The organism is Mesonia phycicola (assembly GCF_900141885.1).
In the GTDB taxonomy this organism is placed as follows: Bacteria; Bacteroidota; Bacteroidia; order Flavobacteriales; family Flavobacteriaceae; genus Mesonia; species Mesonia phycicola.
In genome coordinates this window covers 191,303-205,797 of the sequence record NZ_FQYY01000002.1, presented here as the reverse complement: position 1 = coordinate 205,797, position 14,495 = coordinate 191,303, and the positions used below count along the sequence as shown (strand labels likewise).

Here is a 14,495-nt window from a genome sequence, read left to right as displayed (position 1 = left end):
AAAGATTTAGTTTATATTTTTTAATTTTTATAATGTACTTGTAAATCCAATTCAGTATTCATTTATAATATTTTAATTCCTTCCTTATTAATAGAAGAAACGTGAACATCATAATCTACCTCAAACTTTTTATAAGTTGTAGCCATAGCGTCACCTATTTTTTGAGCTGTAATTTTGTCTTTACTTAAAGCAAAAATAGAGGGACCAGAGCCAGAAATGCCGCTACCTAAAGCTCCGTTAACTAACGCACTTTCTTTTACTTCATTAAAACCAGGTATAAGTACACTTCTAAGTGGTTCTACAATCTCATCATGTAAGCATCTTGCTAATAAATCATAATCATTAGTGTAAAGAGCGCTAATTAATCCTGCAAGATTTCCCCATTGTGTAATTGCTTTTTTAAGAGGAACTGTATGTTTTAAAACAGCACGCGCATCTGCTGTTTTTACTTCTAATTGCGGGTGAATAACTGTAGCTATTAATTGGTTAGGTACAGGTAGTTTTAAAATATCTAGTGGCTCATAACTTCTTACTAATGTAAAACCACCTAAAAGGGCAGGAGCTACATTATCTGCATGTAATGCTCCGCTAGCTAAAAATTCTCCCTGCATAGCAAAAGGGATTAGTTCTTTTGCAGAAAAAGGTTGATTAAGTAATTGATTAATGCCAAAAACGGCTCCTGCAGCACTTGCAGCACTACTACCAATACCGCTTCCTGGTTTAATGTTTTTGTAAATCTCTATTTCAAAACCAGATTTAAAATCTTTTAACTCATTAAGTAAGGCAAGACCTGCTACACCAGCTACATTTTTCTCGGTTTCTAAGGGTAAATCTTGCCCTATAATTTTGGTGATTTGAATACCAGGAGTAAAAGATTTTTTAATAATCATCTCGTCTCCTGGTTGTTCTAAGCAAAGCCCTAAAACATCAAACCCACAAGAAACATTTGCAATAGTTGCTGGGCAAAATAGTTTTATCTCTTTCATAGTTTAGTAGTTTCCTATTCTAATGATATCTGCAAAAATTCCAGAAGCGGTAACATCTGCACCTGCACCTGCACCTTTAATAATTAGCGGTTGCTCTGTATATCTTTCTGTGTAAAACAATACAATATTGTCTTTACCTTCTAGGTTATAAAATGGATGTTGCTGCACAATTTCTTCTAAACCAACACTGGCTTCTCCGTTATTAAATTCAGCAACATATTTTAATCTGCTGTTATTCTCTTTTGCATTTTGATAAAGCTGGTTAAAGTGTTCTTTTTGAGTAGCTAGACTTGTAAAAAAGTCTTCTACATTTTCTGTAGCTAAACAAGATTCTGGTAAAAAAGATTTGTTTTTAATATCTTCTAGCTCTAATTGATAGCCACTTTCACGAGCAAGAATTAATATTTTTCTCATTACATCAATTCCACTTAAATCAATTTTTGGATCAGGTTCTGTATAACCTTCTGTTTGAGCTTGCCTTACTACCTCTACAAATTCATGATTATCATCAAAATTATTAAATACAAAATTTAAACTACCAGAGAGTACTGCTTGAATTTTGGTGATTTTATCTCCAGAAGCTATTAAGTTTTTAAGCGTATCTATAATAGGTAAACCTGCACCCACATTGGTTTCAAACAAAAACGGAGCATTATAATCTCTAGATAATTGCTTTAATTCTTGATAATTTTGATATGCAGAAGAGCTTGCAATTTTATTACAAGTTACTACAGAAATACTGTTTTTTAAGTATTGTGCATAAGTGTTTGCAATTACTTGATTAGCAGTGTTATCTACAAAAATACTGTTTCTTAGGTTTAAAGATTTCACCTTATTAAAAAACAACTCTTTGTCTGCTTTTTCACCATTTTCTAAATTCTCTCTCCAACTATTTAATGAAATACCACCTTCTTGAAAAAGCATTTTTTTAGAATTAGAAAGAGCTATTACTCTAATATTTAATTTTAAATTTTCTTTTAAGTATTTTTTCTGTTGCTCTATCTGATTTAAAAATTTAGCACCAACATTTCCAACTCCCATTACAAAAAGATTAAGTTGTTTAATGTTCTCTTCAAAAAAGCGTTCATGTAAGGTATTTAAAGCCTTTTTTACATCTACTTTTTTTATAACGGCAGATATGTTTTTTTCTGAAGCACCTTGTGCTATTACACGAATGTTTACATTATTTTTACCTAAAGTGCTAAACATTTTTCCGCTTAAACCCTGGTGACTTTTCATGTTATCACCTACCAAAGCAATAATAGCTTGGTCATTTTCTATAATAGTTGGTTTTATTTGGTTTAGTGAAATTTCGTAAGCAAAAGAATGATCAAGTGCTTTTTTAGCTTTTTCAGCATCTTCTGTAGCCACTGCAACACAAATACTATGTTCTGAAGATGCTTGGGTAATTAAAACCACGCTAACTTTTTGGTAAGAAAGTACTTCGAAAAAGCGTTTAGAAATTCCGGGTACACCTACCATACCTGGTCCTTCTAGAGAGAGAAGAGATATGTTTTCTATATGGCTAATTCCTCTAACCGGTCTGTTTTTTCCGTTAGTATTTTTTGAAATTCTAGTTCCTTTTTCATTTGGTAAAAAAGTATTTTTTATATGAATAGGAATTTCTTTCTCTAAAATAGGTTGTATTGTAGGTGGGTACAAGACCTTAGCCCCAAAATGAGAAAGCTCCATTGCTTCTTGATAAGAAATTTCTTTAATAGCGACAGCTTGTTTTACCAATTTAGGGTTTGCAGTAAACATACCGCTAACATCTGTCCAAATTTCTAAAACGTCTGCATTTACTGCGGCAGCGAGAATGGCGGCAGTATAGTCTGACCCACCACGACCTAAAGTTGTAGAGTCTCCTTTTAAAGAAGAGGCAATAAAACCAGGAAGTAGGGTGACATCTGTTTGGTTGTGAGCAGAATAATCTTGTATATTTTGGTGAGTTACTTCAAAATTAACCTGTGCCTTACCAAATTGCTCATTTGTTTTTATAAGTTCTCTACTATCTTTAAAAACACTAGAAATACCTTCAGTTACAAAATAAGCTTGTATAACTTTAGAAGATAGCAATTCTCCATATCCAACAATTTTGTCTAATAATTTAGGGGTAGTCTCTCCAATTAAAAAAGCACCTTCTAATAGGGTTTCTAATATGTTTAGTTCCCTTTTTAGTTCGCTCATTATAGCACTTTGCCTTGTAACGGGAATTAACTTTTTAACTACTTCTATATGTTTTTGCTCTACAATACCAAATGTTTCTAGGTAAGCTTCTTTTTGTTGACTAGCTAAATACGCGGTGTTTAATAATAAATCTGTAACTCCGCCTAAGGCAGATACCACCACATACAATTGGTTATTAGTAGATTCTTTTTGAACTATATTTTTTACGAGTTGAATATTTTCTGCATTAGCTACAGAAGTTCCTCCAAATTTGAGAACTTTCATAAGTTTTGCTTTTAAGGTGAATTGTAAATAGCATTTTTCTTGTTTGTGAATTACAAACTAAGATAACCTGAAGATAATATGATATTATAGAACCCCAGAAGGGGTAATAGTAGATGTAGAAATAGCAATAATGCCAGTAGCAAGAGCTCTGGTATTTATTAAATGTATGTTATTGCTATAGATCATAATAATGATTTCATCTCAAATGTATTACTTTTATACGGAGAAACCAATTTATAATTAATTTTTACGGAATTACTAATTTTAGAGATATATACTGAATAATGAAAATTTTTAACAAAGAAAACATCTATAAAGCTGATAAAATCACAATTAAGAATCAAAATATTGAAAGTGAAGTGTTAATGGAGCGCGCTGCGATTCAAATTTTTGGTTGGCTTAAAACCCAATTGCAAGAAAATTTCCCAACCATCCATTTATTTTGTGGAATAGGAAACAACGGAGGTGATGGTTTAGCTTTAGCAAGGTTGTTGTTAAATGATGGTTATGAGGTAGAAGTGTATGTGGTAAACTTTAGTGATAAACGTTCTGACGATTTTTTACTGAATTTAGCACGATTAAAAGAAAATAAATTGTGGCCAGAGTTTATAGGTGAAAATTCTGATTTACCTCAGCTTCCCGAAGGTGATATTGTAATTGATGCAATTTTTGGGATAGGTTTAAATAGATCTGCAGCAGGATGGATAAAAGAATTAATTCAGCATATAAACACATCAAAAACTTATGTAATTGCTGTAGATGTGCCTTCTGGGTTATATTTAGATAAAGCACCAGATGATAAAGAAGCTATTGTAAAAGCAAATACCACAATTACATTTCAGTTTCCGAAGTTAGTTTTTTTTTTACCAGAAACAGCAGAGTTTGCTGGCAATGTAGAAATTGTAGATTTAGGTTTAGATAGAGAGTTTATTAACACAACTACTTCTGAAGCATTTTTAATAAGTAGAAATGATGCTCAGAGACTTTACAAACCAAGGGCTAAGTTTGCACATAAAGGTGATTTTGGCCATTGTTTAATAGTAGGAGGAAGCTACGGGAAGATAGGAAGCGTAGTTTTAGCTACAAAAGCAGCTTTAAGAGCTGGTGCTGGTAAAGTAACTTCTCTTGTGCCGGAGTGTGGTTATGATATTTTACAATCTACCGTGCCAGAAGCTATGGTAATTACTGCTTTTAATGATAATTTTTTAATTCCTACAGAAATAAACTTTAAGCCACAAAGTAGTGTATTTGGAATAGGAGCAGGCAAAGGAAAAAAGACAGCTAAATTTCTAGAACAATTATTAACAGATGCTCATTCTCCATTATTAATAGATGCAGATGGTATAAATATTTTAGCAGAGCACACAGATTTATTAGAGCTTTTACCAGAAAAGTCAATTTTAACCCCTCATCCGGGAGAATTAAAGAGGCTATTGGGAGATTGGAAAGATGATTTTGAAAAACTAAACAAAGCAAAAGATTTTTCTAAAAAATATAAAGTGGTTTTAGTAATTAAAGGGGCTTTTAGTATAACCATTGCAGACGATAATTTATATATAAACACTACAGGTAATCCTGGGATGGCTACTGCAGGAAGCGGAGATGTTCTTTCTGGTATAATTTCTAGCTTAGTAGCACAAGGTTATGATGCTACAATAGCAGCAGTATTTGGAGTTTATTTGCACGGTAAAGCAGGAGATTATGCTGCGCAAGAAAATGGGTTTGAGTTTGTAATAGCAGAAGATATTGTAAATAATTTAGGTAATGCTTATAAGAGTCTCTTTCAGCAACATCCTGAAAATTAAGTTTTATAAAGATAATTTAATTAATATATTGAAAAATTCTTGTTTATTTTATAAGATATCTTCAATTTTGAAGCAATTAATTTAACAATTGTTGAACAATGCGAGATACCCATTACATAAGTCGAGAAATATTAGATTTGCCAAAAATTCAAGAAATTCTTGAAGAAAATCAATTATTGGCTTTAAGTGATGAGGCTAGAGTTAATATTAACAAAGCAAGACAGTATCTAGATAAAAAAATGGAATCTTCTAAAGAGCCATTTTACGGTATTAATACTGGTTTTGGTTCTTTATGTAATGTAAAAATATCTAAACAACATTTAGTTCAGCTTCAAGAAAATTTAGTCATTTCACACGCTTGCGGTACAGGAGATAGAATAAATTTTAAGATTGTTAAATTAATGCTTCTGCTAAAAATACAGAGTTTAAGCTATGGTAATTCTGGTATTACAGAAGAAGTTGTACTGCGTTTAATAGATTTTTTTAACGAAAATGTATTACCAGTAGTTTATGAGCAAGGTTCTTTAGGCGCTTCGGGAGATTTATCACCATTGGCCCATATGTCTTTACCTTTATTAGGTAAAGGAGAGGTTTTCTATAATGGCGAAATTTTTTCTTCTGAAAAAATACTAGAAAAATTTAATTGGAAACCACTAAAATTAAGATCTAAAGAAGGTTTAGCGTTATTAAATGGTACTCAATTTATGAGTGCACATGCAGTATATTCTTTAATAGAGGCTTATAAATTATCTTATTTAGCAGATGCAATTGGAGCGGTTTCTGTAGACGGATTTGATTGTAATCTTTCTCCTTTTGATGCTTTAGTACATTATGTAAGACCACATCGCGGACAAGTAAAAACTGCCGAACGCATCTTAGAATTTTTAGAAGGAAGCGAAATTGCAGAAAAAGTGAAAGAAAGTGTACAAGACCCTTATTCATTTAGATGTATGCCACAAGTACACGGTGCATCTAAAGATACTATTAGATTTGTGCATCAAACCGTGAAAACAGAAATTAATAGCGTAACTGATAATCCAAATATATTTGTAGAAGAAGATAAAATTATATCTGGTGGTAATTTTCATGGTCAACCACTAGCATTAGCTATGGATTATTTAGCAATCGCTTTGGCAGAATTGGCAAATATATCTGAAAGAAGAATTTATCAATTAGTTTCTGGCTTACGTGATTTGCCAATGTTTTTGGTAGACGATCCTGGTTTAAATAACGGGTTTATGATACCGCAGTACACTGCAGCAAGTATTGTAAGTCAAAATAAACAACTATGTACACCAGCAAGTGTAGATTCTATAGTGTCATCTAACGGACAAGAAGATCATGTGAGTATGGGAGCAAATTCTGCAACCAAATTAGTGAAAGTGGTTGAAAATTTAAATACTGTTTTATCTATAGAGTTGTTTAATGCTTCTCAGGCTATTTATTATAGAGAACCTTTAAAATCTTCTAACTTTATTATGCAATTGGTAAATAGTTTTAGAGAAGAAGTTCCTGTAGTAACTCAAGACAAAGTTATGGCAGAAGAAATAGCAAAAGCAAAACTGTATATAAAACAATTTAGTATTGATAAAGAAATACTTTTTGCAAATTAATCTTCCATTAAAAATAAAAAAATCCTCCAACTGTAATTATTTTAAAGTTGGAGGATTTTTTTATAAATAGAGTAGGAGTTTTATTGTTGTAATTGAAATGAAACAAACTCTTCGTAAGTAGTAAATTGATAGCAAGGAATTTTGGTAAAATGCTTCACGTATTTAAGGTTTTTAATGTCATTTGGGTGAGTGGTTACTACAACTACCCATTTAACAATTTTGTTTAAATTTAAAAAAGGAGCTAATAGAATAGAGGGATCGTAACTATGTGTAACTTCTAGATTTTCTCTGTGTACCAAAACACCTACGAAATCTTTACCAAAGTGCTTTTCTTTAATAGCAAACGCCTCTTTTAATAGTTTTAAATTAAAATGGCAACCATCAAACATTTTCAACTCAATAAAATCATCATGAATTATTATGTTACATAATTTAAGCTGGTATGTTTTCAATGTAAAAAATCTTAAAATAAATTAATAAAAAAGCCTCATATATATAGATATGAGGCTCTAAAATAACAATTAATTTAATTCTTGGAAATTTTAAGATTCTTCTGTTTTAGCTTCAGGTTTTTTTACTTGAATTGTTAATTCTTTTTTATCAGTATCTAAATCCATAGTAACACTGTCACCTTCTTCTATTTTAGAAGTAATTATTTCTTCTGCAAGAGCATCTTCCACGTATTTTTGAATAGCCCTTTTTAAAGGTCTAGCACCATATTGTTGATCAAAACCTTTATCAGAAATAAAATCTTTAGCAGCATCAGTTAAAACTAAATTGTATCCAAGATCTTGTATTCTTGTTACCAGCTTTTCTAATTCAATATCAATAATTTTGTGAATATCGTTTCTTTCTAACGCATTAAATACAACAACATCATCAATTCTGTTTAAAAATTCTGGAGCAAATGCTTTTTTAAGTGCATTTTCAATAACAGCTTTAGTATTAGCATCTGTTTGGTCTTTTTTAGCTTGCGTACCAAAACCAACACCTTGCCCAAAGTCTTTTAGTTTTCTAGCACCAATATTAGAAGTCATAATGATAATAGTGTTTCTAAAATCTATTTTTCTTCCTAAGCTATCTGTTAAATAACCATCATCTAATACTTGTAAAAGCATATTAAACACATCTGGGTGTGCTTTTTCAACTTCATCTAAAAGAACTACTGCATAAGGTTTGCGTCTTACTTTTTCTGTTAATTGACCGCCTTCTTCGTAACCTACGTACCCTGGAGGCGCACCAACTAATCTAGAAATGGCAAATTTCTCCATATACTCACTCATATCAATTCTAATAAGAGTGTCTTCATTATCAAACAATTCTTTCGCTAAAACTTTAGCTAGTTGAGTTTTACCTACACCTGTTTGTCCTAAAAATATAAAAGAACCAATAGGTTTATTAGGGTCTTTTAAACCAGCTCTGTTACGCTGAATTGCTTTAACCACTTTATGTACCGCTTCATCTTGACCAATTACTTTACCTTTAATAAGTTCTGGTAATTTAGCTAATTTGTTACTTTCTGTTTGAGCAATTCTATTAACAGGTATGCCAGTCATCATAGAAACAACATCTGCAACGCTGTCTTCAGAAACTATTTCTTTGTGTAATTTAGATTCTTCTTCCCAACGTTCTTGCGCTATTTCTAGTTCTTTTTCAAGACCTTTTTCATCGTCTCTTAGTTTAGCAGCCTCTTCATATTTCTGTTTTTTAACTACAGAATTTTTAGTTTCTCTAACTTCTTCTAATTTTTTCTCTAAGTCTAGTATTAACTTAGGTACTTCAATATTAGTGATGTGTACACGAGATCCTGCCTCATCTAGAGCATCAATAGCTTTATCTGGTAAAAAACGATCTGTCATATAACGATTAGTTAATTTTACACAAGCTTCAATAGCTTCTGGAGTATAAGAAACGTTGTGGTGACTTTCGTATTTACCTTTAATATTATTTAGAATTTCAATAGTTTCATCTACTGAGGTTGGCTCAATAATTACTTTTTGAAATCTTCTTTCTAGTGCACCATCTTTTTCAATATGTTGTCTATACTCATCAAGAGTAGTAGCACCAATACATTGTAATTCACCTCTTGCTAATGCAGGTTTAAACATATTGCTGGCATCTAAACTTCCTGTAGCGCCACCTGCACCAACTATAGTATGAATTTCATCTATAAAAAGAATAATATCGTCATTCTTTTCTAATTCATTCATTACCGCTTTCATACGCTCTTCAAACTGACCACGATATTTAGTTCCTGCAACTAAACTGGCAAGATCTAAAGTTACCACGCGTTTATCAAAAAGAATTCTGCTAACTTTTCTTTGTACAATTCTTAAAGCTAGACCTTCTGCAATGGCACTTTTACCAACACCAGGTTCACCAATAAGTAGAGGATTGTTTTTCTTTCTTCTACTTAATATTTGAGAAACTCTTTCAATTTCTTTTTCACGTCCAACAACTGGGTCTAGTTTACCTTCATCTGCCATTGCGGTTAAATCTCTACCAAAATTATCTAAAACAGGAGTTTTAGATTTTTTATTAGTTTTAGAGTTACCGGTATTTCCTGTTCCTCCAAAAGGATTGTTTTTAGTAGCATCTCCTGAAGCCGTGTCATCATCTGGAAATGACTCGTTAGAAGGGGTTTCGTTATAATCGTTATCTTGTGTTATCATAGACTTAAATTCATCTTTCACATTATCATAATCAACTTTTAATTTGTTTAAAAGTTTGGTAGTGGGGTCATTCTCATTTCTAAGAATACATAATAATAAGTGTGCTGTGTTAATAGAAGAGCTTTGAAAAAGCTTAGCTTCTAGAAAAGTTGTTTTTAAAGCACGCTCAGCCTGCCTGGTAAGGTGTAGGTTTTTCTTTTCGTTAGAAATTATAGCACTATCTGGGTTTGCAGGGCTTAAAATTTCTACTTTTCTTCTTAAATGATCTAGGTCTATATTTAGAGTATCTAGTATATTTATAGCTTTTCCATTACCGTCTCTTAGTAAACCAAGAATAAGGTGTTCTGTTCCTATAAAATCATGACCTAAGCGTAAAGCCTCTTCTTTACTGTAGGTAATTACGTCTTTTACTCTAGGTGAAAAATTATCATCCATCTCTAATCTCCTCTAATTAATAATACAATTATGGTTTCAAAAACCATGCCTGTTTAAAAGCACTAAGCTAATAGACAAAAATTACTTTTAAAATCAAAGTTTTTGAGTAGTTACTTATTAACGCTGTGCTAATAAAATTTTGTTAATAAAAAAAATGTAAACTTGTAGTTAGTGGCTTTAAAATAGTGATTAATTCCGTAAATTGCCACGTTAGAAAAATAAATTAACCAAAATTAATTTTATGGCTGAAGGAGAGAAGTTAATTCCTATCAACATTGAAGATGAAATGAAGTCGGCTTACATCGATTATTCGATGTCGGTCATTGTGTCACGTGCGCTGCCAGATGTTCGTGATGGTTTAAAGCCAGTTCATAGAAGAGTATTATTTGGAATGTACGAATTAGGTGTACTTTCTAATCGAGCATATAAAAAATCAGCAAGAATTGTTGGGGAAGTTTTAGGTAAGTATCACCCACACGGGGATACATCTGTTTACGATACTATGGTACGTATGGCTCAAGAGTGGAGTTTACGTTACATGTTAGTAGACGGGCAAGGTAACTTTGGTTCTGTAGATGGAGATAGCCCTGCTGCTATGCGTTATACAGAAGCTAGAATGCGCAAAATTAGTGAAGATTTACTTGCTGATATTGATAAAGATACCGTAGATCATCAATTAAATTTTGATGATACTTTAAAAGAACCAACCGTACTGCCAACTAGAGTCCCTAACTTATTAGTTAATGGAGCTAGTGGTATTGCTGTAGGTATGGCTACCAATATGCCACCTCACAATTTAACAGAGGTAGTAGATGGTACAATTGCTTATATAGATAATAATGACATTGAGATAGATGAATTAATAGAGCACGTAAAAGCTCCAGATTTTCCTACAGGTGGTATTATTTATGGTTATGATGGAGTAAAAGAAGCTTTTAAAACTGGTAGAGGTCGTGTTGTAATGCGTGCCAAAGCAAGTGTAGAAGAAGTGAGAGGTAAGGAGTGTATTGTGGTAACAGAAATTCCTTATCAAGTTAATAAAGCGGATATGATCAAAAAAACCGCTGATTTAATTAACGATAAAAAAATAGACGGGATATCTCTAATTCGTGATGAATCTGATAGAAACGGGATGCGTATTGTTTACATCTTAAAAAGAGATGCTATCCCTAACATTGTATTAAATATGCTTTTTAAGCATACTGCATTACAATCTTCTTTTAGTGTAAATAACATTGCATTAGTAAAAGGTCGTCCAGAAATGCTGAATCTTAAAGATATGATTCGTTATTTCGTAGAACACCGCCATGAAGTAGTTGTTAGACGTACACAATTTGAATTAAAGAAAGCAGAAGATAGAGCTCACATCTTAGAAGGTTTAATTATAGCTTCAGATAATATAGATGAGGTTATAGCTCTTATTAGATCTTCTAGCAATACAGAAGAAGCAAGACAGAAATTAATAGATCGTTTTGAGCTTACAGAAATTCAAGCCAAAGCAATTGTAGAAATGCGTTTAAGACAACTTACTGGTCTTGAACAAGATAAATTACGTGCAGAGTATGATGAGTTGATGGAAACCATCAAAGACTTAAAAGATATTCTAGCAAGTGAAGAAAGAAGAATGCAAATCATTAAAGATGAGTTGCTTGAAATAAAAGAGAAATACGGAGATGAGCGTAGATCTGTAATTAATTTTGCAGGAGGAGATTTGAGTATTGAAGATATGATACCAGATGAGCAAGTAGTAATTTCTATTTCTCATGCAGGTTATATTAAACGTACTTCTCTTTCAGAATACAAAAAACAAAATAGAGGTGGGGTTGGTTCTAAAGCAACCACTACTAGAAACGAAGACTTCTTAGAGTATTTATTTGTAGGTACTAATCACCAGTACATGATTTTCTTTACCCAAGAAGGTAAATGTTTCTGGATGAGAGTTTACGAAATACCTGAAGGTAGTAAAACCTCAAAAGGTAGAGCAATTCAAAACCTTATAAATATTGAGCCTCAAGATAAAGTAAAAGCCTTTATTTGTACGCAAGATCTTAAAGACGAAGAATATATCAATAGCCATTATGTAATTATGGCTACTAAAAAAGGTCAAGTTAAAAAGACCTCTTTAGAGCAGTACTCTAGACCTAGAACAAACGGTATTAATGCAATTACCATTAAAGAAGGTGATGAGTTACTTTCTGCTAAGTTAACCACAGGAGAAAGCCAAGTAATGTTAGCGTTAAAATCTGGTAAAGCTATTAGATTTGAAGAAGCTAAAACAAGACCAATGGGTAGAAATGCTAGTGGTGTAAGAGGTATTACTTTAGCGCACGATAATGATGAAGTAGTAGGAATGATTGCTGTTGAAAACCCAGATGAAGAAACCGTATTGGTAGTTTCTGAAAATGGATATGGTAAACGTACCTATATAAATGACCCTGAGACAGGAGATGAAATTTACCGTATTACTAACCGTGGAGGTAAAGGTGTAAAAACAATCTCTGTAACAGAAAAAACAGGAGAATTAGTAACTATTAAATCTGTAACAGATAACGACGATTTAATGATTATTAATAAATCTGGAATTGCTATAAGAATAGCAGTAGAAGACCTTAGAGTTATGGGACGTGCAACACAAGGAGTACGTTTAATTAATCTTAAAGGTAATGATTCTATTGCAGCAGTTGCCAAAGTAATGAATGAAGATGAAGATGAAGATCAAATTACAGATGTAAATGAAGATGGCACAGCTGTTGATAATACAGGAGAAGAAGAATAAAAAAATAATCTCAAACCAAAAATTTTTAAAAATGAAAACAAAAATTTTAGCAGTAAGCTTAATTTTAGCGAGTTCTGCAGTTTTTGCACAAAAAAAAGAAATTAAAAGTGCTGAAAAAGCAATCAATAAAGAAAATTATGCAGAAGCAAAATCTCTTTTAAAATCTGTAGAAGGAAGTATTTCTTCTCAAAAAGATAATTTAAAAGAAGATTTTTATGTAGCTAAAGGGCTTGCATATATGGGGAGTCAACCTCAAAAGCAATCTGTAGAAGATTTAAATATTGCAGGAGAGTCTTTTAAGATGGCTAAAGAATTAGGAAGCCAAGATGCAGATGCAAATTTAACTAAGGTTAGAAATGCTTTGATTAACTCTGCAATTGCAGATCAAAATGCTCAAAATTTTTCTAAATCAGCAGAAAAACTTTATGCATCGTACAACTTAAATAAAAAAGATACTATTTATTTATACTATGCAGCTTCTAATGCAACTAATGCTAAAGATTACAAAACTGCCTTAGAATATTATAATACTTTACAAGAATTAAATTATTCTGGAGAAGGTATGGAGTATTATGCTACCAATAAAGCTACTGGTGAACAAGAAAAGTTTACAGACAAAGAACAGAGAGATATCTTCATGAAAACAGGAACTTATAAAGATCCTAAAGAAGAAAAATTACCATCTAAAAAAGCTGAAATCACTAAAAATATTGCTTTAATCTATCTTCAACAAGGAGACACAGAAAAAGGTCTTAAAGCAATAGATAAAGCTATAGCTACTAACCCTGAAGATACAGACTTATTATTAGCACAAGCAGATATTTATTATCAGTCTGGAGATAAGAAAAAGTATACTGAAATTGTAGAGAAAGTATTAGAAAAAGATCCTAATAACGCTGCATTATACTACAATTTAGGAGTTACTGCAATGCAAATGGATGCTGCAGAAAAATCTATTACTTACTACAAAAAAGCTATTGAAATTGATCCAAAAATGGCTAATGCATACGTAAACTTAGCATCATCTATGTTAATGAAAGAGAAATCTATTATTGACGAAATGAATGGTTTAGGGATGAGTAATGCAGATAATAAACGTTATGATGAGTTGACTAAAGAGCGTTCTGAGCTTTATAAAAATGCAGTTCCTTACTTAGAAAAAGCGGTAGATTTAGAACCAAATAACGAGCAAGCTATTCAAACTTTAATCAATATCCATTCACAATTAGGGAATGATGATAAAGTTGCTAAATACAAAGCAATGCAAGGTTAATAGTATTTACAACCAAGTATAAAAAAAGCTCCGTTAGAAATAACGGAGCTTTTTTTTATATGTAATTTTTTTATTCTCTACTAAGTTCTAAAACCTGTACACTTTGTTGGCCATCTGTAGATTTCCAAACTTGTTTTTTAGATTTATCACTTACAATAATCCAGGTTTTATTTAAATGAGATTCTTGTTCTTCTCCAGCACTTTTAATAATGATGTAATCTTCGTGTAACTCATAACTAAACTGTGATTTATCACTATAGTCATTTTGAAATACATTATAATTTATATCTTTTACACCCTTTCCGTCGCTGTTAAAAGAAATAGTACCAATATTGTTAGAAGTCGTACTTTGTCCTTTTTTAATAACTTCATATTTATCAATATTCCAAGAATTTACAATACTTGGAGAACAACTTACTAAAGATACAGCTGCAAAAAGTAAAATAAGTTTATTTTTCATAATTAAATTTTTAGTTATAAATAT

At 31.8% G+C, this 14,495-nt stretch carries 9 protein-coding genes; 4 read left to right on the top strand and 5 right to left on the bottom strand.

The genetic code is table 11. The features are described 5' to 3' along the window. Positions 1 to 62 precede the first annotated feature (62 nt). Positions 63 to 986: a homoserine kinase gene (locus BUC03_RS03685; RefSeq protein WP_073148375.1), complete on the bottom strand. Its 924-nt coding sequence runs from the start codon at positions 984 to 986 to the stop codon at positions 63 to 65. A gap of 3 nt (positions 987 to 989) precedes the next feature. Next, positions 990 to 3,437, bottom strand: a complete 2,448-nt coding sequence (gene thrA, locus BUC03_RS03680) for a bifunctional aspartate kinase/homoserine dehydrogenase I (protein WP_073148373.1) — start codon at positions 3,435 to 3,437, stop codon at positions 990 to 992. A gap of 284 nt (positions 3,438 to 3,721) precedes the next feature. On the opposite strand from thrA, the gene BUC03_RS03675 reads away from it, so the two are divergent. After that, positions 3,722 to 5,242: a bifunctional ADP-dependent NAD(P)H-hydrate dehydratase/NAD(P)H-hydrate epimerase gene (locus tag BUC03_RS03675; RefSeq protein ID WP_073148371.1), complete on the top strand. Its 1,521-nt coding sequence runs from the start codon at positions 3,722 to 3,724 to the stop codon at positions 5,240 to 5,242. 98 nt (positions 5,243 to 5,340) lie between these two features. Beyond that, the gene (gene hutH, locus BUC03_RS03670; RefSeq protein ID WP_073148369.1) at positions 5,341 to 6,855 is read left to right on the top strand and encodes a histidine ammonia-lyase; all 1,515 of its coding nucleotides are present in this window, start codon (positions 5,341 to 5,343) and stop codon (positions 6,853 to 6,855) included. 80 nt (positions 6,856 to 6,935) lie between these two features. Here the strand turns inward: hutH and BUC03_RS03665 are convergent, their stop codons facing one another. Both BUC03_RS03665 and BUC03_RS03660 read right to left on the bottom strand, forming a co-directional pair. Next, complete coding sequence (locus tag BUC03_RS03665; protein WP_143159131.1) at positions 6,936 to 7,307, bottom strand: hypothetical protein; 372 nt, start codon at positions 7,305 to 7,307, stop codon at positions 6,936 to 6,938. 90 nt (positions 7,308 to 7,397) lie between these two features. Next, a complete protein-coding gene (locus BUC03_RS03660; protein ID WP_073148365.1) occupies positions 7,398 to 9,962 on the bottom strand; it encodes an ATP-dependent Clp protease ATP-binding subunit in 2,565 nt (854 codons plus the stop codon). A gap of 241 nt (positions 9,963 to 10,203) precedes the next feature. Between BUC03_RS03660 and gyrA the strand changes: the two genes are divergently transcribed. After that, a complete protein-coding gene (gene gyrA, locus BUC03_RS03655; RefSeq protein WP_073148363.1) occupies positions 10,204 to 12,738 on the top strand; it encodes a DNA gyrase subunit A in 2,535 nt (844 codons plus the stop codon). A gap of 31 nt (positions 12,739 to 12,769) precedes the next feature. Continuing rightward, complete coding sequence (locus BUC03_RS03650) at positions 12,770 to 14,011, top strand: tetratricopeptide repeat protein (RefSeq protein WP_073148361.1); 1,242 nt, start codon at positions 12,770 to 12,772, stop codon at positions 14,009 to 14,011. A gap of 70 nt (positions 14,012 to 14,081) precedes the next feature. Here BUC03_RS03650 and BUC03_RS03645 read toward each other — a convergent pair whose 3' ends face one another. Continuing rightward, positions 14,082 to 14,471, bottom strand: a complete 390-nt coding sequence (locus tag BUC03_RS03645) for a hypothetical protein (protein WP_073148359.1) — start codon at positions 14,469 to 14,471, stop codon at positions 14,082 to 14,084. Positions 14,472 to 14,495: the final 24 nt, after the last annotated feature.

What these genes read in the sequence shown, in the direction of transcription:
- BUC03_RS03685 (WP_073148375.1), bottom strand. Translation starts at nt 986, where the DNA reads ATGAAAGAGATAAAACTATTTTGCCCAGCAACTATTGCAAATGTTTCT.
- thrA (WP_073148373.1), bottom strand. Translation starts at nt 3,437, where the DNA reads ATGAAAGTTCTCAAATTTGGAGGAACTTCTGTAGCTAATGCAGAAAAT.
- BUC03_RS03675 (WP_073148371.1), top strand. Translation starts at nt 3,722, where the DNA reads ATGAAAATTTTTAACAAAGAAAACATCTATAAAGCTGATAAAATCACA.
- hutH (WP_073148369.1), top strand. Translation starts at nt 5,341, where the DNA reads ATGCGAGATACCCATTACATAAGTCGAGAAATATTAGATTTGCCAAAA.
- BUC03_RS03660 (WP_073148365.1), bottom strand. Translation starts at nt 9,962, where the DNA reads ATGGATGATAATTTTTCACCTAGAGTAAAAGACGTAATTACCTACAGT.
- gyrA (WP_073148363.1), top strand. Translation starts at nt 10,204, where the DNA reads ATGGCTGAAGGAGAGAAGTTAATTCCTATCAACATTGAAGATGAAATG.
- BUC03_RS03650 (WP_073148361.1), top strand. Translation starts at nt 12,770, where the DNA reads ATGAAAACAAAAATTTTAGCAGTAAGCTTAATTTTAGCGAGTTCTGCA.
- BUC03_RS03645 (WP_073148359.1), bottom strand. Translation starts at nt 14,471, where the DNA reads ATGAAAAATAAACTTATTTTACTTTTTGCAGCTGTATCTTTAGTAAGT.